The sequence below is a fragment of the Serratia liquefaciens genome (genome assembly GCF_027594825.1).
Classification (GTDB): Bacteria; Pseudomonadota; Gammaproteobacteria; order Enterobacterales; family Enterobacteriaceae; genus Serratia; species Serratia liquefaciens_A.
The window spans coordinates 3,795,308-3,820,154 of the sequence record NZ_CP088930.1 but is presented as its reverse complement, the minus strand read 5'-3'; the positions used below and the strand labels follow the sequence as shown (position 1 = coordinate 3,820,154).

21 protein-coding genes and 4 tRNA genes are annotated in these 24,847 nt (G+C 53.8%); 6 read left to right on the top strand and 19 right to left on the bottom strand.

Annotated features, from left to right (window positions below; all coding sequences use genetic code 11):
* Window positions 1–42 precede the first annotated feature (42 nt).
* The 11 genes from LQ945_RS17440 to pncC all read right to left on the bottom strand — a co-directional run bounded on the left by LQ945_RS17440 (window position 43) and on the right by pncC (window position 7,395).
* Window positions 43–471 carry a YqaA family protein gene (locus LQ945_RS17440; protein WP_041414225.1) on the bottom strand — a complete coding sequence of 143 codons (429 nt, stop codon included), beginning with the start codon at window positions 469–471 and terminating at the stop codon, window positions 43–45.
* A complete protein-coding gene (yqaB, locus tag LQ945_RS17435; protein WP_270101343.1) occupies window positions 468–1,034 on the bottom strand; it encodes a fructose-1-phosphate/6-phosphogluconate phosphatase in 567 nt (188 codons plus the stop codon). The genes LQ945_RS17440 and yqaB overlap by 4 nt, the downstream gene beginning before the upstream one ends.
* 172 nt (window positions 1,035–1,206) lie before the next feature.
* Window positions 1,207–1,283, bottom strand: a tRNA-Arg gene (locus tag LQ945_RS17430).
* Between the two features lie 52 nt (window positions 1,284–1,335).
* A tRNA-Arg gene (locus LQ945_RS17425) sits at window positions 1,336–1,412 on the bottom strand.
* 61 nt (window positions 1,413–1,473) lie between these two features.
* A tRNA-Arg gene (locus tag LQ945_RS17420) sits at window positions 1,474–1,550 on the bottom strand.
* Between the two features lie 3 nt (window positions 1,551–1,553).
* Window positions 1,554–1,646 (bottom strand) — tRNA-Ser (locus LQ945_RS17415).
* 310 nt (window positions 1,647–1,956) lie between these two features.
* Window positions 1,957–2,142 carry a carbon storage regulator CsrA gene (gene csrA, locus LQ945_RS17410; RefSeq protein WP_004091602.1) on the bottom strand — a complete coding sequence of 62 codons (186 nt, stop codon included), beginning with the start codon at window positions 2,140–2,142 and terminating at the stop codon, window positions 1,957–1,959.
* Window positions 2,143–2,394: 252 nt separating this feature from the next.
* Window positions 2,395–5,022 (bottom strand): alanine--tRNA ligase, encoded by a 2,628-nt coding sequence (gene alaS / locus LQ945_RS17405; RefSeq protein ID WP_270101342.1) that lies wholly within the window; start codon window positions 5,020–5,022, stop codon window positions 2,395–2,397.
* Between the two features lie 133 nt (window positions 5,023–5,155).
* Entirely contained in the window at window positions 5,156–5,668 is a 513-nt protein-coding gene (recX, locus tag LQ945_RS17400) for a recombination regulator RecX (RefSeq protein ID WP_269935037.1), read from the bottom strand.
* Window positions 5,669–5,732: 64 nt separating this feature from the next.
* Window positions 5,733–6,794: a recombinase RecA gene (gene recA / locus LQ945_RS17395; protein ID WP_044554241.1), complete on the bottom strand. Its 1,062-nt coding sequence runs from the start codon at window positions 6,792–6,794 to the stop codon at window positions 5,733–5,735.
* Between the two features lie 112 nt (window positions 6,795–6,906).
* The gene (pncC, locus tag LQ945_RS17390; RefSeq protein WP_270101341.1) at window positions 6,907–7,395 is read right to left on the bottom strand and encodes a nicotinamide-nucleotide amidase; all 489 of its coding nucleotides are present in this window, start codon (window positions 7,393–7,395) and stop codon (window positions 6,907–6,909) included.
* A 250-nt stretch (window positions 7,396–7,645) separates the two neighbouring features.
* On the opposite strand from pncC, the gene LQ945_RS17385 reads away from it, so the two are divergent.
* A complete protein-coding gene (locus tag LQ945_RS17385; RefSeq protein WP_270101340.1) occupies window positions 7,646–9,040 on the top strand; it encodes an MFS transporter in 1,395 nt (464 codons plus the stop codon).
* 29 nt (window positions 9,041–9,069) lie between these two features.
* Here the strand turns inward: LQ945_RS17385 and chbG are convergent, their stop codons facing one another.
* From chbG to LQ945_RS17355, 6 genes are all read right to left on the bottom strand, one after another.
* The gene (gene chbG / locus LQ945_RS17380) at window positions 9,070–9,831 is read right to left on the bottom strand and encodes a chitin disaccharide deacetylase (RefSeq protein ID WP_270101339.1); all 762 of its coding nucleotides are present in this window, start codon (window positions 9,829–9,831) and stop codon (window positions 9,070–9,072) included.
* 153 nt (window positions 9,832–9,984) lie between these two features.
* A complete protein-coding gene (gene chbR / locus LQ945_RS17375; protein WP_044554237.1) occupies window positions 9,985–10,833 on the bottom strand; it encodes a transcriptional regulator ChbR in 849 nt (282 codons plus the stop codon).
* Between the two features lie 14 nt (window positions 10,834–10,847).
* Complete coding sequence (locus tag LQ945_RS17370; RefSeq protein ID WP_270101338.1) at window positions 10,848–12,233, bottom strand: glycoside hydrolase family 1 protein; 1,386 nt, start codon at window positions 12,231–12,233, stop codon at window positions 10,848–10,850.
* A 48-nt stretch (window positions 12,234–12,281) separates the two neighbouring features.
* The gene (chbC, locus tag LQ945_RS17365) at window positions 12,282–13,643 is read right to left on the bottom strand and encodes a PTS N,N'-diacetylchitobiose transporter subunit IIC (RefSeq protein WP_020825275.1); all 1,362 of its coding nucleotides are present in this window, start codon (window positions 13,641–13,643) and stop codon (window positions 12,282–12,284) included.
* A gap of 11 nt (window positions 13,644–13,654) precedes the next feature.
* Window positions 13,655–13,972 carry a PTS sugar transporter subunit IIB gene (locus LQ945_RS17360; protein WP_020825274.1) on the bottom strand — a complete coding sequence of 106 codons (318 nt, stop codon included), beginning with the start codon at window positions 13,970–13,972 and terminating at the stop codon, window positions 13,655–13,657.
* Window positions 13,973–14,455: 483 nt separating this feature from the next.
* Window positions 14,456–15,370, bottom strand: a complete 915-nt coding sequence (locus tag LQ945_RS17355) for a LysR family transcriptional regulator (protein WP_270101337.1) — start codon at window positions 15,368–15,370, stop codon at window positions 14,456–14,458.
* Between the two features lie 106 nt (window positions 15,371–15,476).
* Here LQ945_RS17355 and LQ945_RS17350 point away from each other — a divergent pair, with 106 nt between their 5' ends.
* Genes LQ945_RS17350 through LQ945_RS17340 form a run of 3 tightly spaced genes read left to right on the top strand, consistent with a single transcriptional unit; the run spans window position 15,477 to window position 18,338 of the window.
* Window positions 15,477–16,280, top strand: coding sequence for an SDR family NAD(P)-dependent oxidoreductase (locus LQ945_RS17350; protein ID WP_270101336.1), 804 nt, complete (start codon window positions 15,477–15,479; stop codon window positions 16,278–16,280).
* 43 nt (window positions 16,281–16,323) lie between these two features.
* On the top strand, window positions 16,324–17,298 hold the full coding sequence (locus LQ945_RS17345; RefSeq protein WP_270101335.1) for an aldo/keto reductase: 975 nt from the start codon (window positions 16,324–16,326) through the stop codon (window positions 17,296–17,298).
* Between the two features lie 29 nt (window positions 17,299–17,327).
* Window positions 17,328–18,338 carry a hypothetical protein gene (locus tag LQ945_RS17340; protein ID WP_270101334.1) on the top strand — a complete coding sequence of 337 codons (1,011 nt, stop codon included), beginning with the start codon at window positions 17,328–17,330 and terminating at the stop codon, window positions 18,336–18,338.
* A gap of 209 nt (window positions 18,339–18,547) precedes the next feature.
* Here the strand turns inward: LQ945_RS17340 and LQ945_RS17335 are convergent, their stop codons facing one another.
* Together LQ945_RS17335 and LQ945_RS17330 are read right to left on the bottom strand one after the other, a co-directional pair.
* A complete protein-coding gene (locus LQ945_RS17335) occupies window positions 18,548–19,465 on the bottom strand; it encodes a nucleotidyl transferase AbiEii/AbiGii toxin family protein (RefSeq protein ID WP_044554231.1) in 918 nt (305 codons plus the stop codon).
* Entirely contained in the window at window positions 19,458–20,231 is a 774-nt protein-coding gene (locus LQ945_RS17330; protein WP_270101333.1) for a type IV toxin-antitoxin system AbiEi family antitoxin, read from the bottom strand. Before LQ945_RS17330 ends, LQ945_RS17335 begins: the two co-directional genes overlap by 8 nt.
* A gap of 481 nt (window positions 20,232–20,712) precedes the next feature.
* Here LQ945_RS17330 and mutS point away from each other — a divergent pair, with 481 nt between their 5' ends.
* Together mutS and glsA are read left to right on the top strand one after the other, a co-directional pair.
* Window positions 20,713–23,268, top strand: a complete 2,556-nt coding sequence (gene mutS, locus LQ945_RS17325) for a DNA mismatch repair protein MutS (RefSeq protein ID WP_269935030.1) — start codon at window positions 20,713–20,715, stop codon at window positions 23,266–23,268.
* Window positions 23,269–23,702: 434 nt separating this feature from the next.
* Entirely contained in the window at window positions 23,703–24,707 is a 1,005-nt protein-coding gene (glsA, locus tag LQ945_RS17320; RefSeq protein WP_270101332.1) for a glutaminase A, read from the top strand.
* The last annotated feature ends 140 nt before the right edge of the window (window positions 24,708–24,847 follow it).

The following is a 24,847-nucleotide window of genomic DNA, read 5'->3' as shown; positions in this document are numbered from 1 at the left end:
CTGAATCTGCACCCGAGAGAATATTGAGTTATATTCACGTCGTTAATGCCACCAGGCCATTCCCTGTAACGTTATCATAGTCAAAATGATGTAACGCAGCGCCTTTCCGATACACAGAAACAGCGCGACAGGGCCCCAGGGCATGCGCAGCCAGCCTGCCAACACGCACAACAAATCGCCCACTACCGGTACCCAACTGAGCAACAGCGCAGCCGGGCCAAAGCGTTGCATCCACCCGAGCGCTGTATCCAGCCCTCGCTGCGGTTTCAACGCCGGTAACAGGCGCCCGATAATGACATTGGTCAGCCCGCCAAGGGTATTCCCCAACGTCGCGGCCAACACCAGCAACTCTGGTGAGACACGGCTGTTGGTCAGCAAGGCGACCAACACAATTTCTGAATTTCCCGGCAGCAACGTCGCACTGAGGAAACTGCTGCCAAATAACGACATGACCGCCAGCGTACTACTCACAGCGTACGGACGTCTACCACGGCCATATTGGCGCTTTTCGCGGCCTGAATACCGAAGTCTGCGTCTTCAAACACCACGCATTTCTCCGGCGGCACGCCAATCAGTTCGGCGCAGCGCAGGAAGGTATCCGGCTCAGGCTTGTGGCGTTGCACGTCATCGGCACCCACAATCGCATCGAAGCAGTAAAACAGGCCCAGATGGCGCAGCAGGGTTTCTGCCATGCGGTGCTCACTGCCGGTACCCACCGCCATTGGGCGGCGGCCATGATAAGCTTTGACTACCTCGATCAACGGCAATGGACGCACGCTGTCCAACAGCATCGCTTCTACCGCGCGGGTTTTCTCTGCAGCCAACTGATGGGGATCGAGATCGGCTTGATGGCTGGCAAGGATCGCCTGGGCAATGCGCCAGGTCGGAGAACCGCTCAACGCCACCATCGCCGCCTCATCAAACGTCATACCGTAACGGGACAGCACCTCGTGCCACGCCTTGCGGTGCGTCGGCTCGGTATCGAGAATGGTGCCGTCCATATCGAAAATAAGACCCTGATAGCGGTCGTACATCGTTACTCCATGATCGTTGAGGAAAGAAAACTACTTTAGCGTAAAGCCGGAGGGTTGTCGCTGATCGCGTAATAGCGGAATGTGCTGTGCGGGAGAGTGAAGGGCCGAGGGTTCAATAGTCTATGCCCCGAGCCAGAAAGCGAAAAACCCGCCGAAGCGGGTTTTTCTTAGATGGTGCATCCAGGAGGATTCGAACCTCCGACCGCTCGGTTCGTAGCCGAGTACTCTATCCAGCTGAGCTATGGATGCATTACTAATTTTTTGTTTTGTCTGCTTGAAGAAACAAGTGCGACAGAAAGAATGGTGCATCCAGGAGGATTCGAACCTCCGACCGCTCGGTTCGTAGCCGAGTACTCTATCCAGCTGAGCTATGGATGCACAGGAATTCTTTTTTGATACCGTATGGTACGTTGTTACTACCCCACCATACTGCAAAATATGGTGCATCCAGGAGGATTCGAACCTCCGACCGCTCGGTTCGTAGCCGAGTACTCTATCCAGCTGAGCTATGGATGCAAATGGCGGTGAGGCGGGGATTCGAACCCCGGATGCAGCTTTTGACCGCATACTCCCTTAGCAGGGGAGCGCCTTCAGCCTCTCGGCCACCTCACCATACGCTTCTTTCGAATTGTGCCTAACTTGCTTTGGAGAAGCTCATCGGCACTGCGTGGCGCACATATTACTTTCTCCGACTTTTAAGTCAAACAATTTTTCCCAACTCATGCGCGTTTGCACATTTCCCACTCAACATGGGCGATTTCACGGCAAAAAGAGTGTTTTATCAACAGGCAACCACAGCGAAATAGCAAACAAAGTCAGGGAGGCGGCAAAAAGATTTAATCGGAGAAGTCAGGAAAGGAACGGTGATGGGCACAAAAAAGCGCAGTAGCGTCTCGCTGAGCAACGAGACGCTGCTTCGAAATCAGTAAGTCGTCTGTTGAGACTTCTCTGCCTGAATGCGCTGATAGATTTCTTCGCGGTGAACTGACACCTCTTTGGGGGCATTCACACCAATACGAACCTGGTTGCCCTTGACCCCTAGCACTGTGACCGTGACCTCATCGCCAATCATGAGGGTTTCACCAACTCGACGAGTCAGAATTAACATTCTTTGCTCCTTGAAAGATTAAAAGAGTCGGGTCTCTCAGTTTCCCCGTCATTATCCATCATATGCTGTGAAAACGTAAGTCATGTAACCCACAATAAGTGTAAGCAGACTTGGTCTCACCTCAGATAATGATAAGTTTAGCCGACCTGAAAAACTTTGTTCCCGTAATTGTAACCAAATTGTGTTAGCACAGTTTAAAAACGCCATAATCAGCAATGAGTTATGGCGTTTATAAGTGCTATTTATTTATATTCACAGTTTCGAGGCCACCCAGGCCTCTACGCTGTCTAGTGCCGCCGGCAGGGCACTGACGTCGGTCCCCCCTGCCTGCGCCATATCAGGGCGTCCGCCCCCTTTACCGCCAACCTGCTGCGCTACGTTGCCGATCAACTCGCCGGCTTTCACCCGGTCGGTCAGATCTTTGGTCACGCCGGCAATCAGGCTCACCTTATCATCGGCCGTGGTGGCCAGCACGATAATCGCGGAACCCAGTTGATTTTTCAGATCATCAACCATGGTACGCAACATTTTTGGCTCGACGTTATCAAGCTGGCTGACCAACAGCGGGACGCCGTTAACCATTTTTGCCTTGCTGGACAATGAAGCGCTCTCCTGCGCCGCCTGCTGATCCTTCAACTGCTGCAGTTCTTTTTCCAATGCGCGAGTGCGATCGAGTACCGCACGCACTTTATCCGTCAGGTTGTTGCTATCCCCTTTCACCAGGTGCGCAACGTCCTGCAACAAATCATTTTGCTGATGCAGGGTAGCAATCGCGCCTTCACCGGTAACGGCTTCAATACGACGAATACCCGCAGCGGTACCTGATTCGCTCAGAATACGGAACAGACCGATATCACCGGTACGGCTGGCATGGGTGCCGCCGCACAGTTCGGTCGAGAAGTCTCCCATGGTCAGTACGCGCACGTTATCGTCGTACTTCTCGCCGAACAACGCCATAGCGCCCTTCTCTTTGGCATCACCCAGCGCCATGACTTCGGTTTGTACCGGCAGGTTACGACGTATCTGCTGGTTCACCAAGTCTTCTACAAGGCGGATTTGCTCCGGCTTCATCGCTTCAAAATGCGAGAAGTCGAAACGCAGGTATTTATCGTTAACCAACGATCCCTTCTGTGCCACATGCTCACCCAGCGTCTGACGCAGTGCAGCGTGCAGCAGGTGAGTTGCGGAGTGATTCAGACGGATGCGATTGCGGCGAACGGTGTCGATCTGCGCATCAACGCGGTCCTTCACCTTCAAAGAACCTTGAACCAGCTTGCCCTGATGACCGATAGCCTGGCCATATTTCTGGGTATCGCTCACTTCAAAATCAGCGCCGGCGGCTTTCAGCACGCCTTTATCGCCAACCTGACCACCGGATTCACCGTAGAACGGGGTTTCATCCAGCACCACTACGGCTTCTTCACCGGCGTGGATCTCATTGACCGACTGACCGTCGCGGAACAGCGCGATCACGGTTGATTGTTGCTGCTCGTGGTCATACCCACTGAACTGGCTGGCGCCATCAACGCGGATCATGCTGTTATAGTCTGCGCCGAAACCGCTGGACTCACGTGCACGACGACGTTGTGCTTCCATAGCCAGCTCAAAACCGGCCTCATCCACTTTCAGGCCACGTTCACGGCACACGTCCGCCGTCAGATCGACCGGGAAACCGTAGGTGTCGTAAAGACGGAAGGCCGTTTCACCATCCAGGGTATCGCCCTGCAGGCTAGCCAGCTCTTCGTCCAGCAGCGTCAAACCACGCTCCAGGGTACGAGCAAACTGGTCTTCTTCCGTTTTCAGCACTTGCTCAACCAAAGACTGTTGGCGCTTCAGTTCGTCAGCGGCCGGCCCCATCACTTCGATCAACGGAGCAACCAGCTTGTAGAAGAAGCTGTCTTTCGCACCCAACATGTTGCCATGGCGGACTGCACGGCGAATGATGCGGCGCAGCACGTAACCACGGCCTTCGTTTGACGGCGTAACGCCATCGGACACCAGGAAAGCACAGGAACGGATATGGTCGGCAATAACGCGCAAGGATTTGTTGTCCAAATCAACCGCACCGGTCACCTTGGCCACTGCCGCGATCAGCGTACTGAACAAGTCGATTTCATAGTTGGAGTTCACATGCTGCAGAACTGCCGCAATACGCTCCAGGCCCATACCGGTATCTACCGATGGCTTTGGCAGCGGCAGCATGGTGCCGTCGGATTGACGGTTGAACTGCATGAAAACGATGTTCCAGATCTCGATGTAACGATCGCCGTCTTCTTCCGGGCTACCCGGTGGGCCACCCCAGATATGATCGCCATGATCGTAGAAAATCTCGGTGCACGGACCGCACGGGCCGGTGTCACCCATCTGCCAGAAGTTGTCAGAGGCAAAGGCTGCGCCTTTATTGTCGCCAATACGGATAATGCGCTCTGCCGGCACACCAATCTGCTTCTGCCAGATGTCGAAAGCTTCGTCATCGGTTTCATAGACGGTCACCCACAGCCTTTCTTTCGGCAGGTTAAACCAGTTTTCACCGGTCAGCAGTTCCCAGGCGAAGCTGATGGCGTCATGTTTGAAATAGTCGCCGAAACTGAAGTTGCCCAGCATTTCAAAGAAGGTATGGTGACGTGCGGTATAACCGACGTTCTCCAGATCGTTATGCTTACCGCCCGCACGCACGCAACGCTGTGAGGTGGTGGCTCGGGAATAGGCGCGCTTGTCCAGCCCCAGGAAAACATCTTTAAATTGGTTCATGCCGGCATTGGTAAACAACAATGTCGGATCATTGTTAGGCACCAGGGAGCTGCTTGCTACAACCTGGTGGCCCTTACTATGAAAGAAATCGAGAAACGCTTGACGGATCTCAGCGGTGCTCTTGCTCATAATTTTCCCGGAAAGGCTAGAATAACGACACGTGAGCAAGATACGCGACATCCTGACGATGGCATCTAACTCACGAACAAAAAGTGGGGATAAGATAAATTTTCTTCAAGGGGAAGTAAAACCCCGTGTGCGTTCATTGCGCAAAATCACGGTAAATTGACTGAATTTCTTCCTGGAAGAAGCCACGATAGAGCAGATAACGCTGCACTTTGGCTTTCTCTTTCCAGTCCGTTGGCAGTTTGTCGCCAAATTTACGCTGCGCAACCTGTTTAGCCTGCTCACACCAGTCGATATCACAGTCTGCCAGCGCCGCCTGCGTCAGCTCTTTGTCCACGCCCTTTTGCATCAGTTCCGAGCGGATGCGCTGCGCACCGTAACCTTTACGGCTGCGGCTACCGATGTAGCTGTGGGCAAAGCGTTGATCATCCAACCAATTATGTTGATAGCAATAGGCGATTACCTGTTCGATAACGGCAGGATCAATAGGTTCTTCGGAAGACGGAGCAGATGCAGAGGAGGGAGACGTTTTGGCGCCAAATCTGGCTTTCGCCATAAATGGCTGCGCCGCAAGCTTGCGGCGCAGTTCAGCTTCACTATGATCGCGTTGCGACAGCAGGCGCATGGCGCGGCTTAGCAAGTCATTCATTATTCAAGCCTGATCTAGTCGACGCCCGTAAACCCATAACGGCGTTCACCGGCGTCAGCAGCGATTAAAACTCTTCGCTGGTTTCAGCTTCGTCATCGAAGCCTTCGTTGGTTGCCGCAACCAGTTCACCGTTGCTGTGCAGCAGCAGGTCACGCAGTTTCTTGTCCAACTCGGCGGCAACCGCCGGGTTCTCTTTCAGGAAGTTACAGGCATTTGCCTTACCCTGACCGATTTTATCGCCGTTGTAGCTGTACCAGGCACCGGCTTTCTCGATCATCTTGTGCTTCACGCCCAGATCGACCAGTTCGCCGCGGCTGTTGATACCTTCACCGTACAGGATTTGGAATTCGGCCTGTTTGAACGGCGCAGCAATTTTGTTTTTGACGACTTTCACGCGGGTTTCACTGCCGACGACTTCATCGCCTTCTTTCACCGCGCCGATGCGGCGGATATCCAGACGGACGGAAGCGTAGAATTTCAGTGCGTTACCACCAGTAGTGGTTTCCGGGTTACCGAACATCACACCGATTTTCATACGGATCTGGTTGATGAAGATCAACAGCGTATTGGCGTTTTTCAGGTTACCGGCCAGCTTACGCATCGCCTGGCTCATCATACGTGCCGCCAGGCCCATGTGTGAGTCACCGATTTCACCTTCGATTTCCGCTTTCGGCGTCAAGGCCGCCACGGAGTCAACGATGATCACGTCAACCGCGCCAGAACGGGTTAAGGCATCACAGATTTCCAACGCCTGCTCACCGGTGTCCGGCTGAGAACACAGCAGGTTGTCGATATCAACGCCCAGCTTCTTCGCATAAATTGGATCCAGCGCGTGCTCGGCATCGATAAAGGCACAGGTTTTGCCTTCGCGCTGCGCCGCAGCGATAACCTGCAGCGTCAGGGTGGTTTTACCGGAAGATTCCGGACCATAAATTTCAACGATACGGCCCATTGGCAGGCCGCCTGCACCCAGTGCGATATCAAGTGACAGCGAGCCGGTAGAGATCGTTTCTACGTCCATAGAACGGTCTTCACCCAGACGCATGATGGAGCCTTTGCCGAACTGTTTCTCAATCTGGCCCAGTGCCGCAGCTAGCGCCTTTTGCTTGTTCTCATCAATAGCCATTGTTGCTCCTTCGTTACGCAATGTCGGTGTTACCCCACACTGCCACTGAATGTATGTTGTGCAGGAAATGTCACTAATTATACTGTATGGTCATACAGTATCAAGCCTAATTTCACAAAAATTCGTCAAGGGCGGTTTGCAGCGCGAAAATCGTCGCCTGAAGCCGCACCGCATCACGATCGCCGGAAAATTGCATCTTTTTCGCCAGCACGCGTCCTGAGGATTCGGCAAAACCAAACCAGACCGTACCCACCGGTTTTTCCACGCTGCCACCGTCCGGTCCGGCAATGCCGCTGACCGACAGCGCCAGGTTGGCCCGAGCCGCATGCAAAGCCCCCTGAGCCATCTCGCGCACCACCTCTTCGCTTACGGCGCCATGGGCATTCAGGGTGGCTTCCGCCACGCCTAACAGCTCATGCTTCGCCGTATTGCTGTAGGTGACAAAACCGCGGTCGAAATAGGCGGAGCTGCCGGCAATATCGGTGATGGCCTTGGCGATAGCGCCCCCGGTGCAAGATTCTGCGCTGGTGATCCACTGGCCATTGGCCTTCAGTTTTTCCCCTACTGCAACGCTGAGTTTACGCAGTTGCTGTTCACTCATAACCTCTCCTTAGCGAATCAGGTATATGCGCCCGATAGTAGCATTTATCAAGCTTATCTGACGCGGCGATGACAGAAATGCGCGACGCTTCGCAGCCGATGCGGTGTTAAGCCTTAACCCAAACTGCTAGTATCGAATGTAGCGTTCGGGTTAATGAGCGGCGTTTTATCAAGAGGGATCTCACAGGGTTGTTTTTGCCGCCGGCATGGCCAGCCCATGGCAAACCAGGATAAAAGATTAGGATGATAGAGTGAAAAAAACGTTAGGCGTCTTCTTTCCGTTGTATACCACCACCCTGCTGATGCTGCTGGGTTCAGGGTTACTCACCACCTACATCTCCCTGCGTTTAACCTCTATTCACGTGACCGGCGCGTTGATCGGCGCGATTATTGCCGCCAACTACATCGGTTTGGTGATCGGCGGCAAGGTCGGTCATTTTCTGATTGCTCGCGTCGGCCATATCCGCGCTTACGTTTCCTGCGCCGGCATTATTACCGCGGCGGTGCTTGGGCATGGCCTGACGGAATACATTCCCGTGTGGGTGGTTCTGCGGCTGATTATCGGCCTGTGCATGATGTGTCAGTTCATGGTGCTGGAAAGCTGGCTGAACGATCAGTCGGAATCCAATCAGCGCGGGATGGTCTTCGGCTTCTATATGGCTGCCACCTATTTGGGCATGTCGTTAGGTCAGGTGGTGCTGATGCTGCAAACCAACCTCGGCATTACCACTCTGCTGGTGATCGCCCTGTGCTTTGCGCTTTGCCTGGTGCCTATCGCCCTGACTACCCGCACCAATGCACGTCATATGTCACCGGCACCGATGGAGCTACGCTATTTTATCGGCGCCATCCCCAAGGTGCTGGCGACCACGCTGGTCATCGGCATGGTGGTGGGATCTTTCTACGGGCTGGCTCCGGTCTATGCCAGCATGCAGGCACTGACCACCCAGCAGACCGGCCTGTTTATGGCGATATCGATCTTCGCCGGACTGGTGGCGCAATTCCCGCTCAGTTGGCTGTCGGATCGCTATAACCGTACGCTGTTGATGCGCATCAACGCCATTTTATTGATCGTGGCCGCGCTGCCGCTGGCGCTGGTGCCGCACATTGATTTCCCAGTGCTATTGGTGGTGGGCTTTATCGTCAGCATGCTGCAGTTTACGCTGTATCCCTTGGTGGTTGCCCTGGCGAACGATTTGATAGAGCCGGAGCGGCGCGTCTCGTTAGCCGCCTGTTTGCTGATGGCCTTCGGCGTGGGCGCCAGTGTCGGCCCCCTGGCGGTCGGCGCACTGATAGAGCCGCTGGGCGGGAATACGCTGTATGCCTTCTTTGCACTCTGTGGTGTAGTTCTGGTGGCCTTCAGCCGGACGGTAAAACAGGACGAATCGCAGTTTGTGCAGGATGCGCCCTTGCCGCACATTCCCCTGCCGGACAGCCTGACCAGTTCTCCGCTCTCGCCGGCGCTGAACCCAACCTTTGATGAACAGATTATCCACGACACCATGCCACCACCGGAGGCGGCCCCCGATCCGATAGAACCGCAGGCCAGCGAAGCGTCGGGCGAGGAAGAAGCGGAGCCCCCCGTTCCGCAGGGCGCCGATCCTGATGAAGATACCGGGCTGAAAAAGGCCCACTCAATGCTTTAAGCGGGCCATCGCGGTATCCGATGGGCTTGTCACAGATCGAGGAAAGATCCCAGACGGTAACCGCGTTCCGCGATGGCGTTCTTCATGCCTGGCGAAGTCAGAACGTCCACTTCGACAAGCCGTGGGTAGCAATATTTGCTCGCCAAAATCGTGTTATCCAGGAACGCCGGGTGGCACATCATCTCCACCGACTTGGCACCACGTTGATCGGCACGTTCGAGCACCTGCAAAAACAGCGCTTCGGATATCGCTTCGCCATAAAAACCCGCATCAAACCACTCGGTACTGCGGTCATACCGCAATGGAATATCTTGCCGTTCAACTTCCTGGCGCCCAATGCGCAGCGGGATCGAGCGGGACTGTGCAAACGCCTCCACCAGCGGGTAAATCTGCGGCAGCATATGCACGTGGTGATGGCTGTCGATATGCGTCGGCGCTTTGCCAAACACTGCCACGAACCTGTCGTATTGGCTCACCAACTCATCATGGATTTCGTCCAGGCTCAGCAACTCGGACTCTGCCCTTTCCCATAACCACTTGCCCAGTTCTCCGCGTTCGTTGACCAGCGAAGGCATGGCCGTCAACGGATGCCCGTGAGTCAGCACAAAGTGCAGGCCGATCTGCAGCCCAGGATAAAGCCGGCTGAGGCTGGCCGCATGCCGTACGTCCGGGCTGTTCACCATTGCCGTGGTTGAAGTGACCACCCCATAGTGAAACGCCTCAATCACCCCATAGTTCTGTCCCTTGCTCAGACCAAAATCGTCGGCATTCACTATCAGTAACTTTTCCATTTTGGCATCCATTTAACAAATTTTTGGCAAGGGAATACCGTCCGTCAGGTACGGCAATTCCCCTTCGCTTAAGCAAAGAAATTTATTTCATCAGGCTATTGGCGGCCTGAAAGGCATTCGGAATATCGGCGTTAATGCTTATCGGGATCGGCCCTAAACAGGGCCGTAGAACTTTTTTCGATAATTCCCCGGCGTCACTTCAGTGAGTCTTTTGAAGTTTTTAATAAACAGGCTCACGTCGCCATAGCCGGAGTCGAAGGCAATATCCGAAACCGAATAGTTGGTGACTTCAAGCTGCGTTTTGGCAAAGTTGATGCGAATTTCATTAATCACCTGCATCGGCGTTTTATGGTAATAGCGCCGCATCGCCCGAGTCAGGTACTCCTGCGTTTTTCCCGACAACTCCACCATATTGAGCAGCGCCTTTTCACCAAACATCGCTTTATCATGCATGCCGGCCAGGGTGTTTTTCAGCCACTGCGGGATATCGTCCCCCTCGCCGCTCTCTTCCTTATAGTGACGAATGCGGCTGATGATATAAAAGGTTAGCGTTTCCAGGAATTCGGCAAAGTCATCCTCGCGAAACTGCGGGGAACCCACCACCGACTCGATGTAGGCGAGGAATTCATTCTTCAGGCTGTAGGCCTGGGAAGCGACAAAACAGCGTGGCAATTGTTGCAAATAGTTCTCTTCGAAGAACACCTTGCCAACCGCCACATTGAAGATTTTCGCGGCGCCGAACTCATAAAAGCTCTGATGGCGCGAACCAATGGGGATAAAGACAAAATCGCCCCGTTCCAGCAGCACGCGCTTGCCGTTGATCTCCTGATAACATTTGCCGCTCAGGACGATGGTGAACTCGTAGTAATCGTGCTGATGCAACCCGGTGGCGCTTTCCACCTTGTTATAAATAAACAAATGGAAATCTTTGCAGTTAAAGAAATCCTGCTCCCGTATCAGCTTAACGTCGTTCGCATTCAGCGAAACCAGGCTCTCAGACATCGCATGCGCTCCCGTTAATCAAAGCCGTTCTGCCGGGCCGTCTCGGCAAACCAATAGCCACTTTTCTTCAGCGTGCGCTGTTGGCTCTCCCGCTCGAGCCGAACTAACCCGTAGCGATTCTTGTAGGCATTAAGCCAGGACCAGCAGTCGATAAAGGTCCACAAATGATAACCTTTGCAGTTGGAACCCTCTGACAGCGCCTGATGCAGCCATTTCAGATGATCGCGGATAAAGTCGATTCGATAATCGTCCTCCACCCGCCCAGTAGGGCCGATAAAGGCCTCTTCACCCTCTACGCCCATGCCGTTTTCTGAAATATAGCAGGGAATGTTGCCGTAGTTTTCCTTCAGATCCATCAGGATGTCATACAGCCCTTTTTCATAGATTTCCCAACCCCGATGCGGATTGATCTTGCGGCTAGGCATGTCGTAATAGCTGAACAGATCTTCCGGCATCGTCACGGGTGCGTCGGCCCGGTAGCCTTCTTTCGCTTTAACCCTGCGCGGTTGGTAGTAATTGACGCCCAGAATATCCACCACGCCGTCGGCAATCAGCTGTGCGTCCTCCGGTGCCGTTTGTGGCAATAAATCATTGGCCCGCAGTATATCCACCAGATCTTGCGGATAACGCCCTTTGGTCACAGGATCGAGGAAGCTTTTGTTCAGCAACAGATCCGCATGATGGGCGGCCACGCCATCCTCCCGGCTGTTCGAACGAGGGTAAGTCGGGCTCAGGTTCAAAATAATGCCAATCGCACCTTGATGGCCCAGCGCCCTGAACGCCTTCACCGCTTTGGCATGGGCCAGTACGCTGTGGTAAGCCACCGCGACGGCCCTTTTAAAATCAACCACGCAAGGATAATGCAGGTCGTTCAGATAGCCCGCTTCGACCGGCACAATCGGCTCGTTAAAAGTAAACCAATGAGTGACGCGATCGCCGAACAGGCTGAAACAGGTTTTGGCGTAGCGGGCATAGGCTTCCACCACCGCCCGGCTTTCCCAGCCGCCTTTTCGCTGCATGCACATCGGCATGTCAAAATGGTAAAGGTTGATAAACGGCGTAATGCCCTCAGCCAGCAGGCCATCGATAAGCGCGTTATAGAAAGCGACGGCTTTCGGGTTTACCTCGCCCTCCCCGTCCGGGATCAACCGTGACCAGGAGATAGAGGTTCTGAAGGTGTTATGCCCAAGCTTTTTTAACAGCAGGATGTCTTGCTGGAAATGGTCATAAAAGGTGGATGCCTCGGACGGACCGACCCGATGATGAAAGCGTTCTGGCGCAATGTCATACCAGTAATCGAAGATGTTCTGACTTTTGCCATCCCGTGCAGAGGCCCCTTCCGACTGCGGCGCAGAGGTCGCGCTTCCCCACCAGAAATCGTCAGCAAATTGATATTTCATCCAAACGCCCCTAAAACTGGGGCAGCAACAGCTGCCCCGGACTGACAGTTAGAATTTCAGCGCCTTGGCGATGTCTTCTTCGCTTTCGGTAGCCTGATCGATCTGGCTCTGCGCCTTGTTGGAAATCATCACAAACGGCAGGTAAATCAAGGTCGCCACGCCCAGGTTGAAGAAGCTCAGTAACATGGCGACGATACTGCCGTTGGTGTTGAAGAACGCCCCCAGGCCCACCGGCATGGTCCAGGGTGCAATGTTGGTGATCGGCGGGATCATTCCCGTGTAGTAGGCCACCGTGGTGATGATCGTCAATACCGGTTGAACCAGGATGAACGGGATAAACATCACCGGGTTCATGATCACCGGCAGCCCGAACAGGATAGGTTCGTTGATCTGGAAGATGCCCGACGGGGTAGCCAGCTTGGCGACCTGACGATAATCTTCACGGCGCGAGGCGATAAAGATGGCGATAATCAGCCCCAGCGTAGACCCGGTTCCCCCCAGATAGATATAGGAGTCGACGAAAGGCTTCGCCCACATGTGAAACTCTTTGCCGGCGGCAACGGCGGCTTCGACCGAACCATACTTGTTGTAAAGCTCTACGTTTTCCAGCGCGAATGGCGTCATGATGCCGCTGTCCAGCGCGGCCAGCGCCATAGAGCCATGCACCCCGAAGAACCACAGCAGTGAGGAGAACATCACATACACCCAGCCGACCACGCTGCCCATTTTCGCCAGCGGAGCCGAGATGCTGTCCATGATGATCTGGTGGAAGTTGGTTCCCCACAGCGTCAGGCAATAGGCAATCACGCCCATAATCGACAGGATCAGGAAGCCGGGGATCAGTGCGGAGAACGAGCGAGACACGGAAGAAGGTACGCTGTCAGGCAGGCTGATGACCCAGTTGCGGCGCACCACAAAGGTAAACATCTCCGCCACCACCAGGCCGATCACCATGCCGGAAATGATGTTGGCGCCGCCAAGCCAGTTAGCACCAACGGCATAAGCCTCTCCGACGCTGAACGGCGTTACCGTCATAAAGGCGGCAACCGCCAGCAGCGCGGCCGCCAGCGGGTCAACCTTACGTTCCTCCGCTAAAGCCATACTGATAAAGAAGGGCGTCATCAGGGACATAATCCCCAGGGTGCCGTTATAAACGCTGCCACCGATGGTCTTCAGGCTGTTTAGCGTTTCAATGGTGGACGCATCCAGCCGTACCCCCAATGAAAAGAAGAACGAGCCTTCGCCGAAACTGAGGAATACGTTGTTGATCAGAACGAACATCGCCCCGGTCAACGTCAGCGGCATTAATCGAATGAACCCGTTTTTGATGGCATTAACATGGGGCTGTTTACCAATTTTCACGGCAAAAGGCAGTATGACCTTTTCCAACGAGGCAATTAACGTATTCACGGCAGACCCCTTTATTGGTTAGCTTTTTTTATGGTGGCGACCGCGGCCTTCAACACCCCAAGGCCATCGAGCTTGCCGTATAGAGCGGAGTCGATCACTTCGACGGGCTTATTGGGCAACTGTTTTTGTACTTCGGCTAACGTATAGGCAATCTGCGGCCCCAGCAGGATCAAATCTGCCTCAGCGCCCTTTTCTGCGGCCAGCGCCTCAGGATAGGCGGCAATGATCACCGGCACCTCGTACTTCTCGGCCTGCGCCTTCATTTTTGAAACCAGCAGGGAAGTCGACATACCGGCAGAACAAAACAGATAGATTTTTTTCTTTTCCATACCCAATCCCTCAAGATAATCAAAAAAGCCCCGTGTCATTTGTTTGCCAGATGCAATAGCGATTGCCTCACGCACATTCCTTATGAAAATTTCCGTTGCTCTGCCCTGGTTGAGAACAGTATACGGAGGCATCGGAGCGGACCGGTAAGCCATTGATAGAGAGAACCGTCTCTCCTTGACCTTTCCGATTGACCCTCTTCACATTTTGCATAAAAAATTAGTGTGACCGGGCTCACGAATAACCTTAAATTATCGAATAAATTCATCAAAAATAAACAAATACCAATTATAAACAATGCGTTATAAACATGCAGAGTATTTATGGATTATTCTTCTCGCGGGATCGTGCAGCGGGGGATAAGTGAGCAGAAAATAGTTCGCCCTTGATAAGAACCGGTCACCAAGGGCTGGCGTAAAGACCGACGAAAAAGCGGCGGGAATGAGAGTTTTTTTGAACCGGCAAGATTGGCTAACGGGCAAGCATTACTCTTCGTTGTGGCCTGTCTGGCTGGGATAGCGCACCACATTAATGACGGTAGACAATGCCACCGAGTGGTTTCTGCGATTCGGGTAATAGAGATAAAAGCCTGGGAACGGCGCGCACCACTCAGCCATAACTTGCTCCAGACGCCCTGCGGCAAGGTGCTCGCGCACTTCCTGCTCTATCGCGAAGGCGATACCGGCATGGGTTAATGCGGCTTGCAGCATCAGCCTGGCATCATCAAGCACCAGCGGGCTGTTCACCGTCACGGAAAGCATTTGGTCACCTTTTTTAAAATGCCATTTGTGGAGCTTGCTCGAAGCAATCTTGCGCCATCCGATACAACGATGATTCAATAAATCTTCGGGATGCTCAGGCCTGCCATAGCGCTCAAAATATTCAGGCGTGGCGACGATGGCAAACCGCAAATCCGGCGTAACCCGTACGGCTCGCATATCGTTATGCAGGTCTTCACCAAGCCTGATGCCCGCATCGAAGCCTTGTTCCACAATATTGGCAAACCCCTCCTCCGCCACAATTTCCAGCGTAATACCGGGATAATCGCGCGCCAGGCGCCCCAAATGCGGTACCAGCGCCAGCTCAATGGCCGTTCGGGGGGCATTGATCCTGACCAGCCCCTGGGGTTGGTCGCGAAAGCCATTCAAGCCTTCCAGAGCGGTATCGATGTCCGTAAACGCCGGCGCCAGCTTCGCCAACAAATGCTCACCCGCCTCGGTCGTCGACACATTACGCGTGGTTCGATTCAACAAACGAATGCCGACCTGAGCCTCCAGCTCGCGCATGGTGTGGCTAAGGGTGGGTGGCGTCACACCAAGCCTGGCTGCGGCTCGCCTGAAACTGCGTTCTTTGGCAATAGCCACAAAGGCCACCAGCCCTGACAGGTCGGTTTTTTTCATTAGATTGATATAAATAATTTAATAGTGAGATGAATTTTTAACGGATAGTTATCCATATGGCAACAACATAGCATGGTGAAGTGTTCAATTACCCGGTATTAACGCCATGACTCAATATGCTGATTCAGTACAAACGCCGCTGCGCAAACGTCTGCAAGAAAAAGTCGTTCTGGTCACCGGAGGGGGCACCGGCATCGGGCGCGCCGCCGTCCTGGCCTATGCCCGTGAAGGCGCCAAAGTGGTGCTGGCCGGGCGACGTTGGGCAGAAATCGAGGCCACCCGGCTCGACGTGATCAAAGAGGGCGGCGACGCGCTGGCCGTGGTGGCGGACATTACGCAGGAAGAGGATATCCGCCGCCTGCTCGACACGGTGACGGCTCACTACGGGCGGCTGGATATCGCCTTCAACAATGCCGGCATTCTCGGTAACTTCGTCCCCATTCATCAGCAAACCAGCGCGGATTTCGACGCGGTGATAGCCACCAATCTCCGGGGCGTGTGGCTCTCGATTAAATACCAGGTCGAGACGTTTCTGGCGCAGAATGCAGGCGGCGTTATCGTCAATACTTCCTCCTGGCTCGCCAAAGGCGCGCTTGCCGGTTCATCAAGTTATTCCGCCAGCAAAGGGGCCCTCGATGCACTGATCCGTGCGGTGGCGCTTGAATATGGCGAAAAAGCTATTCGCATCAATAACATCAATCCCGGCATTATCGATACGCCGATGGCCCATAGCAGTATCTCTGATCCTTCCGCCTTCACGCCGTTCATCGCCCACACGCCCGCTCAACGCCTCGGCCTGCCTGAAGATATCGCTGATGTCGCCGTGTGGCTTTCAACGGATGACGCCCGCTTTATTACCGGCCAAAGCCTGCTGGTCGACGGTGGCTACACCATCGCCGGAATGCGTTGAAAGGCAAGCATGCCGCCCCTTAACCCGCACCTCAGAAGGAAAAATGATGCACTACGTTCGCCTTGGTAACAGCGGCCTGAAAGTTTCCCGTCTCTGTCTGGGCTGCATGACCTATGGAGATCCCGCCTGGCGGCCCTGGGTATTACCCGAAGCCCAAGCCCGCCCTTTTATCCGTGACGCGCTGGAAGCCGGAATTAACTTTTTCGATACCGCCAATATCTACTCCGCAGGCGAAAGCGAACGCATTCTCGGCCGTGCGTTGAAAGACTTTGCTCGCCGGGAGGATATGGTGATAGCCACCAAGGCGTTCTTCCCTACGAGCGAACATCCCAACAGCCGCGGCCTGTCGCGCAAACATATCATTCAGAGCGTCGAGGCTTCTCTACAGCGTCTGGGGACAGACTATATAGACCTGTTCGTCATGCACCGTTTCGATGAGGAAACGCCGATTGAGGAAACGGCCGACACGCTCGATACCTTGGTGCGTGCCGGCAAAATCCGTTACCTCGGCGCGTCTTCCATGCATGCCTGGCGCTTTATGAAAATGCTGGATTTTCAGCGTCATAATAAATTGGCCTCCTTTATTTCCATGCAAAGTCAGTACAACCTGATCACGCGCGAAGATGAACTGGATTTAATTCCGCTGTGTCAGGAGGAAGGTATTGGCCTTACACCCTGGTCGCCGTTGGCTCGCGGCACCCTGGCCGGAGCAAAGGGATCCGGCACAATACGCGCCGAAACTGACGAACAAAGCTCACGCTGGTACGGTGGAAGAAGCGAAGTAGAGCAATCCATCCAGGCCGTCGAAAGCATCGCCGCCGTTCGGGGAGTGCCTGCGGCTCAGGTATCCCTCGCCTGGCTGGTGTCCAAAACGGCGGTCGCGGCCCCCATTGTGGGCATGTCCAAATCGCACCATCTCCAGGATGCCCTTAAGGCACTGTCTCTCACGCTGTCCAGTCAGGAAATCGCATCGCTTGAAGCACCCATGAAAGAGCAAATTCGCCCTCCGCGTTGGTAACCCCCATCATCCAGAACAAGAGAGGCTTCATGTTAAACCTATTGAAATATCACCCTGCACGGGTCGCATTAACCGCCCTGGCATTAGCCATGATGATGCCTGCGGTTTCCGTTTCCGCGGCACCCATTTCAACCCCCGCCTGCACATCAACCAGCCTGAAGCTACCGCCTGGCGCGCGCTATCCAAATGGCATAGCCCGTGCCTCTGACGGAACGTTGTACGTAGGCTTGATCACCAGTGGGCGTATCCTGCGCAAACGTCCGAACGAGAATTGGCAGACCTTCTTTGCCGGGGCCGACACCGTTTTCTCCTCAACCACCCTGAGGCTGGATGAACAGCATGGGCTGTTATGGGGAAACTCTCCCGATTTCCTGCCGGCAGGCCAAACCCGCCCTCACCGTATTTTCGCCCTCAATATCTCGGATGCCACGATCAATCGAAGTTTAACGCTACCTGAGGGAGGAATGGGCAATGACCTGGTCGTCGGCAAAGATGGCACGGTGTACGTCACCGAAACCAAAGCGGGCAGCATCATGAGGTTACGCCCGGGCGAGAGCGAGTTTAAGTTCATCTTTCGCGATCCACGCCTGTCCGATCCAAGTGGCCTCGGTGCCGCAGGTATTGTCCTGATAAACGATCGGAGCATGGCAATCAGCAACTTCGGCAGCGGGAAGCTCTATACCCTGAGCTATGGGGAACAAACGCCAAAGCTGTCTGAAATAGGGCTGCCACGCACCATCGAGAATCCGGACGGCATGGGATTAGCCCCGGACGGCGCGCTGGTCGTACTCGAAAATGGCATTAAAAGCGGTCAGGGCAGGATCCTGCGGATTATGTCCCCCGGCACTGCGGGCATGCACGCTATTGAAGTGATTCGCGAAGGAATGGAGTCACCGGTCAATCTGGATATCACGCCGCAAGGCTGCGCTTTCGTCAGTGAATCGCGCATTCGTCACCGCTTGCTTCCTGGACGCGCAGCCGAGGTGCCCGACAGCTTTCGCATCTATCAACTCCAACTGCCCCTCACCGCTGCGGACTGACACTTTCCCTTCCGGGCTTGCGGGAGAATAAGCTCCTCAAGCCCGTCAAAGGTGGAGCATTATGATCTTTCGCGAGCGGCGTCCTGTGCGCTGCAACGATCTCCCTTGCCTTACAAACTCACTTTGTGCAGCGCCCCCCAGCGAAAACCATGCATTGGGTTTAAAAAAAACCGTACTGTAAAACCCAAGGTATATGTATAGGTAAAATTCTAAACTACCCATTCGGTGAGAACGGCCTCAAGCTTCGCCAACGCCTGAGTATGCTTATCTTCGGGCATCCTGCCGATATTCTGCAGCTTCCACTTCACTGCGGGTAGATGCTGGACCTGCTCTTCAGGAGCCAGACTCCAGTCCGGTTGGCCACTCTTGAAAGCCATCAGAAAATCATAATCACGCCGTGTGAATTGTGCTTTGAGAGCAGCGACCATTAAGTTGGGTATCGCATTGAGTTCTTCCAGAGTGACCGCATCGAATGTCATTCCATTAAATTCATTCGCATATAGTTCAGAAATATCTTTCCAGCGGGGATTAAGTACCTCTGATAACGGGCGCGGGTGTCCCAGTAGATAGGTGATAAATCCATTAAAGATGTGGCGATCGATCCCACCCGTTTCGAGTAGCATTTTGACGTCATAAAAATCACGGGGATGCTGCCTATCCAGTGCAGCGCAAAGCTTGCCACCATAGAGATCGGCAAGAGATACAATCTGAAGAGTGGCAAAACCGAACTCGTCTTCTACCGCTTCAACAACATCACGCTCTTCTGGAGGATACAGAGTGCCCCGCGTAACAGGCGAAACCTCAATCTTTATCTGTGCTTCCTGAGAAGAGACCACGATACGCATTTCATCTGCACGGTTATCTTGTAGCACAGCCGAAACACCGGCTTGTTGTTGCAATACTTCTGCGATACGTGCCAATGCAGCCCTAACATTGGGTAATGCGACATCTCGGTTTTCCAGCGGAATGTAAGCCAAATCGATATCAACCGACAAACGTGGAAACTGACAAACAAATAAGTTTATGGCCGTTCCACCTTTGAGCGCAAAGCATCGCTCTGATGCTACAACAGGTAATGCGCTGAGCAGTAACGCCACTTGCCGATAATAAGGTGATTGCTTATCCATATGAGATCCCTTTGCTAACGAAACGCTCGGGAACAGTGATCTGATATTTTGGGTCCAGCTTGCCACCGGCTACGATCTGCCGTTTCCCGGCCCCCAAATCGATGTTGGCTTTATCTATTCGCTTACTCCATACGTGGGCATAGTAATCGGCAAGAAACAGATAAAGGCGGTTAGTTTTCACTGCTCGGCTCGATCGTAACAACGTTTCGACTTTACGTGGACTCAGATTGACCAACCCCTGAAACAGCTCCGCTGCGTGCTCAAATGAAAGCGAACCCGGGACTGCATTAGCAATCTCGTAAGCCGCTAACTCCGGCACACTCGCTACTAACTGCCCTCCCTTAATGTCTATCTCTGTCAGATATTTTTCGTCATGCATATCGAGTTTCTGATTCGAAAAAAAAAGCCACTCAACATGGGGGAATTCTTTGAACCACTTTGGTAACGAAGCTTTGTCTTCTACACAGAGCCAAACAGGCTGCCGTGTTAGCTGAAGATAATGAGAGCGTCCTTGGTAAGCCAAGCTGGTCAACCCCGCCAAATGCACAGAAACCCCGAGCTGGTTTTGCAGGCACAGGACAGCGTCGCCCCACTGTGGTTCACGTCCAGTACGGGCATAAACCCCAGAGCGCAGTTTTTGCAACCAGTTGCTGTGCATATATTTATTGGCTAAAGAGGGGCTGATAGCGTTTTTTGTCAACCAAGACTGCAACACCAGAGATCCCGGGGCCGTATTTTGCAAAAGCCAGTTTAGTTTTGATGCCATAGATTCACCTATGGTTCGACAATAATACAAATAGTAAACTACCGAGCAGAAGATATGTCAATATTTAACCCACTATCACGGGACGGAACTGGACCAACTCTTTAGCTGCCATCTACTCTAATGACTTTTGCTTCTTCATCTTTCGGCTCAGATGCCCGACAATCCCTTCATTTCTGGTGAGTTTGAGTTCATGCAACTTTATACCAGCCTTACAAACTCACTTTGCGCAGCGCTCCCCATTTTTACCTGTGACAGCGGATTACCCGCTGGGCTAGTATAGCGTCGGTATAAAAAGCTTATTGATCCCCATCGCCGGTAGCCGCGGCGCCCTCCGTTCCGTTTGGGATCGGTTTGATAAATGGCTTTACCTCGCCCTGCGGCCGCCTGCAGGCGTGATTTTTTGTAAAACGGCGTGAAACCTAACGATGAAAAACAGCGTCAAAACTCATTTTAAATTCAATGGATTGGAAACAGTAATCTTATGAATAGCACCGACAAGCTCGATTCACACACGCCAATGATGCAGCAGTACCTGCGCCTCAAGGCCCAGCATCCCGAGATCCTGCTGTTCTACCGCATGGGCGACTTCTACGAGCTGTTCTACGATGATGCCAAGCGCGCGTCCCAACTGCTGGATATTTCGCTGACCAAGCGCGGTGCCTCGGCAGGGGAGCCTATTCCCATGGCCGGTGTCCCCCATCACGCGGTGGAAAACTACCTGGCCAAACTGGTGCAGCTTGGTGAATCCGTTGCCCTGTGCGAACAAATCGGCGATCCGGCCACCAGTAAAGGTCCGGTTGAGCGCAAAGTGGTGCGCATCGTCACGCCTGGCACCATCACCGATGAAGCCTTGTTACAGGAGCGTCAGGACAACCTGCTGGCCGCCATCTGGCAGGACGCACGTGGCTTTGGTTACGCGACGCTGGACATCAGCTCCGGCCGTTTCCGCGTTGCCGAACCGGCAGATATCGAGACCATGGCGGCCGAGCTGCAACGCACTAATCCCGCCGAGCTGCTTTATCCCGAAACCTTTGAACAGATGTCGCTGATTGAGCAGCGCCATGGTCTGCGTCGTCGCCCGCTGTGGGAATTCGAACCGGAGACCGCCCGTCAGCAGCTTAACCTGCAATTCGGCACCCGCGATCTTACCGGCTTCGGCGTTGAACAGGCCCATCAGGCACTGCGTGCCGCCGGCTGCCTGCTGCAGTACGTCAAAGATACTCAGCGCACCTCATTGCCGCACATCCGTGGCATCACCATGGAGCGTCAACAGGACGGCATCATCATGGACGCCGCCACCCGGCGTAACCTCGAGTTGACCCAGAATCTGTCCGGCGGTACTGAAAACACCCTGGCGGCGATCCTCGATCACAGCGTCACGGCCATGGGCAGCCGTATGCTTAAGCGCTGGCTGCATATGCCGACTCGTGACATCAAGGTACTGAATGATCGTCAGCAAGCCATCGGTGCACTGCAGGATCTGTATGCCGATCTGCAACCCTCTTTGCGTCAGGTCGGCGATCTGGAACGTATCCTCGCCCGTTTGGCGTTGCGCAGCGCCCGTCCGCGCGATCTGGCACGCATGCGTCATGCCTTCCAGCAGTTACCGGATATCCATGCGCTGTTAAAAGGCGTAAACACTCCGCATGTGCAGCACCTGCTGTCACAGGTGGGCCAGTTTGATGAACTGCAGGACTTGCTGGAGCGCGCCGTGGTGGAAGCTCCGCCGGTGCTGGTCCGCGACGGTGGCGTTATCGCCCCCGGCTACAACAGCGAGCTGGACGAATGGCGAGCCTTGGCCGATGGTGCCAGCGACTATCTCGACCGTCTCGAGATCCGCGAGCGCGAAAAACTGGGGCTGGATACGCTGAAGGTCGGTTTCAATGGCGTTCATGGCTATTACATTCAGGTCAGTCGCGGGCAAAGCCACCTGGTACCGATCCATTACGTGCGTCGTCAGACGCTGAAAAACGCCGAACGCTACATCATTCCCGAACTGAAAGAGTACGAAGACAAGGTGCTGACCTCTAAAGGGAAAGCGCTGGCCATCGAGAAAGGCCTGTACGAAGAGCTGTTCGATTTGCTGTTGCCACATCTGGGTGAATTGCAACAAAGCGCTGCGGCTTTGGCAGAACTGGACGTGCTGGCCAACCTGGCTGAACGCGCCGAAACGCTGAACTACGCCTGCCCGACCATGAGCGAGCAGCCTGGCGTGCGCATCACCGAAGGTCGCCACCCGGTGGTGGAGCAGGTGTTGAGCGAACCCTTTATCTCCAACCCGCTGTCACTGTCGCCCCAACGCCGAATGTTGATCATTACCGGTCCTAATATGGGTGGTAAAAGTACTTATATGCGCCAAACGGCGCTGATCGTACTGATGGCCCATATCGGTAGCTACGTGCCGGCAAGCAAGGCGGTCATTGGCCCGGTCGATCGCATATTTACCCGCGTAGGTGCGGCTGACGATCTGGCCTCCGGCCGCTCCACCTTTATGGTTGAGATGACCGAAACGGCCAATATCCTGCATAACGCCACCGAACACAGCCTGGTGCTGATGGACGAGATTGGCCGCGGCACCTCGACCTATGACGGTTTATCCCTGGCCTGGGCCTGTGCCGAAAATCTGGCCAGCCGCATCAAGGCCATGACCCTGTTCGCCACCCATTACTTTGAGCTGACCACCCTGCCGGAAAAAATGGAAGGAGTGGTTAACGTGCATTTGGATGCGCTCGAGCACGGTGACACCATCGCCTTTATGCACAGCGTGCAGGACGGTGCCGCCAGCAAAAGTTACGGGCTGGCGGTTGCCGCACTGGCCGGGGTGCCGCGTGAAGTGATCAAACGCGCGCGCCAGAAATTGCGGGAACTGGAAGCCATCTCCAGCCACACCGCCAGCGGTACCGTTGACGCCACCCAAATGACGCTGTTGAACGAGGAAACCTCTCCGGCGGTTGAAGCGCTTGAAGCCCTGGATCCGGATTCACTGTCTCCGCGCCAGGCGCTGGAATGGATTTACCGCCTGAAGAATATGGTCTAACTCGACGCATAAACAGCAAACGGTGAGCATCATGCTCACCGTTTTTATTTAATAAGGTTTATCGTTATTGTTACACAATGAAGGTAATGATGTTTCATATCCTGTTTTTGATTCGCCATGGCTATTAGCCATTGTCTATCAATTAAAATAATCAATTGGACGTGATGCATATCGAAGCGAATAATTAGGCCTCAATATATCCAGTCAGTTGTCAATGCGGGATCGCCCGCTGCTACAGCATTGGAGAAAGCACAACCCTCCCCACGGTGCTCTGTACCACCACACTGTTATTAAAACCCTTTGAAAACAGCACTGTTATAGCTGCATGTATTTAAATAAATAAAGCACTCTCACTTTCAAAATGCCCATTGTGAATGCCCACGTCAGTCATTTTATTTAATACAAACACCTATCCATCCTGTAGGAGTCATTTTATGAAACCTAAGCTTTTAGCTATAGTTTTTTCCATTCCGTTCATTTCCCTGACAAGCACCGGCGCCTTAGCTGCTGACTCTCCCGACTATGCTGCCATCGTGCAATCGGCTTATCAGAAATTTAAAAATGACAATCGTGGTAAGGTTGCTGATTATATTCCTGCATTGGCGGCTTACAGTGATAAAAATTACGCTATCGCGATTGCAACTGTAGATGGCAAGCTCTATACCGCCGGAGATACACAAAAAACATTTCCACTGGAATCATTAACCAAAATATTCTCTTTATCTATCGCATTAAATCAACATGGCGCTGACAAAGTACTGAATGAGCTGGGTGCAAACTCAACCGGATTACCCTTTAATTCTGGCCTCGCCATCGAACTGCGTCCAGAGCGCCCGCAGAATCCACTGGTTAATGCCGGCGCCATTAGCACCGTCAGCTTTATCAATGCGAAAAATGCCAACGATCGTTGGCAACAGATTATCGATAATATGAACGCCTATGCCGATGCTAAATTGAGCATTAATCTTGACGTTTATCATTCCGAATCCGTGACTAACCAGCATAACCAGGCGCTGAGTCGCTTGATGATGTCTTATGGCCGCATGTACAGCAATGCCGACGAAGCGCTCGATATCTACACCAAACAGTGTTCGGTGAGCGCCACCACTGAGCAACTGGCCAAGATGGGGGCCGTATTGGCAAACGCGGGGAAATCCCCCTTCACTGGCAAGCAGCTACTGCAGCAACAATACGTCCCAAACGTGCTGTCAGAAATGGCGATTGCCGGTCTCTATGACGGCTCAGGGCAATGGCTATACAACGTAGGTGTCCCAGCCAAAAGCGGTGTTGGCGGCGGTATGGTCGCCGTCGTCCCTGGCCAATACGCCATTGCGGTCTACTCACCCCCCCTGGATAAAGCCGGCAATAGCGTCCGTGCACAGGAAGCAATCAGCTACGTCGCGCACGCAACCAAAGCCAACCTTTACGACGCTCACTGATCTCATTCCCGTCGTGCCAGCGCATCGGCGACTTCTAAGAATGTTCTATAGGCTGACAGCAAAAAGATCGCATTAACCCTCGACCAGCGGGCGGCGGCGGGTCTTTCCCTAATCGCGGTTTTGCAGTATTCGTTAAAAAA

Coding starts and splice junctions, on each gene's coding strand:
- yqaB (WP_270101343.1), bottom strand. CDS start 1,034: ATGTACGACCGCTATCAGGGTCTTATTTTCGATATGGACGGCACCATT.
- csrA (WP_004091602.1), bottom strand. CDS start 2,142: ATGTTAATTCTGACTCGTCGAGTTGGTGAAACCCTCATGATTGGCGAT.
- alaS (WP_270101342.1), bottom strand. CDS start 5,022: ATGAGCAAGAGCACCGCTGAGATCCGTCAAGCGTTTCTCGATTTCTTT.
- recX (WP_269935037.1), bottom strand. CDS start 5,668: ATGAATGACTTGCTAAGCCGCGCCATGCGCCTGCTGTCGCAACGCGAT.
- recA (WP_044554241.1), bottom strand. CDS start 6,794: ATGGCTATTGATGAGAACAAGCAAAAGGCGCTAGCTGCGGCACTGGGC.
- pncC (WP_270101341.1), bottom strand. CDS start 7,395: ATGAGTGAACAGCAACTGCGTAAACTCAGCGTTGCAGTAGGGGAAAAA.
- chbG (WP_270101339.1), bottom strand. CDS start 9,831: ATGGAAAAGTTACTGATAGTGAATGCCGACGATTTTGGTCTGAGCAAG.
- chbR (WP_044554237.1), bottom strand. CDS start 10,833: ATGTCTGAGAGCCTGGTTTCGCTGAATGCGAACGACGTTAAGCTGATA.
- LQ945_RS17370 (WP_270101338.1), bottom strand. CDS start 12,233: ATGAAATATCAATTTGCTGACGATTTCTGGTGGGGAAGCGCGACCTCT.
- LQ945_RS17360 (WP_020825274.1), bottom strand. CDS start 13,972: ATGGAAAAGAAAAAAATCTATCTGTTTTGTTCTGCCGGTATGTCGACT.
- LQ945_RS17355 (WP_270101337.1), bottom strand. CDS start 15,370: ATGAAAAAAACCGACCTGTCAGGGCTGGTGGCCTTTGTGGCTATTGCC.
- LQ945_RS17350 (WP_270101336.1), top strand. CDS start 15,477: ATGACTCAATATGCTGATTCAGTACAAACGCCGCTGCGCAAACGTCTG.
- LQ945_RS17345 (WP_270101335.1), top strand. CDS start 16,324: ATGATGCACTACGTTCGCCTTGGTAACAGCGGCCTGAAAGTTTCCCGT.
- LQ945_RS17340 (WP_270101334.1), top strand. CDS start 17,328: ATGTTAAACCTATTGAAATATCACCCTGCACGGGTCGCATTAACCGCC.
- LQ945_RS17335 (WP_044554231.1), bottom strand. CDS start 19,465: ATGGATAAGCAATCACCTTATTATCGGCAAGTGGCGTTACTGCTCAGC.
- LQ945_RS17330 (WP_270101333.1), bottom strand. CDS start 20,231: ATGGCATCAAAACTAAACTGGCTTTTGCAAAATACGGCCCCGGGATCT.
- mutS (WP_269935030.1), top strand. CDS start 20,713: ATGAATAGCACCGACAAGCTCGATTCACACACGCCAATGATGCAGCAG.
- glsA (WP_270101332.1), top strand. CDS start 23,703: ATGAAACCTAAGCTTTTAGCTATAGTTTTTTCCATTCCGTTCATTTCC.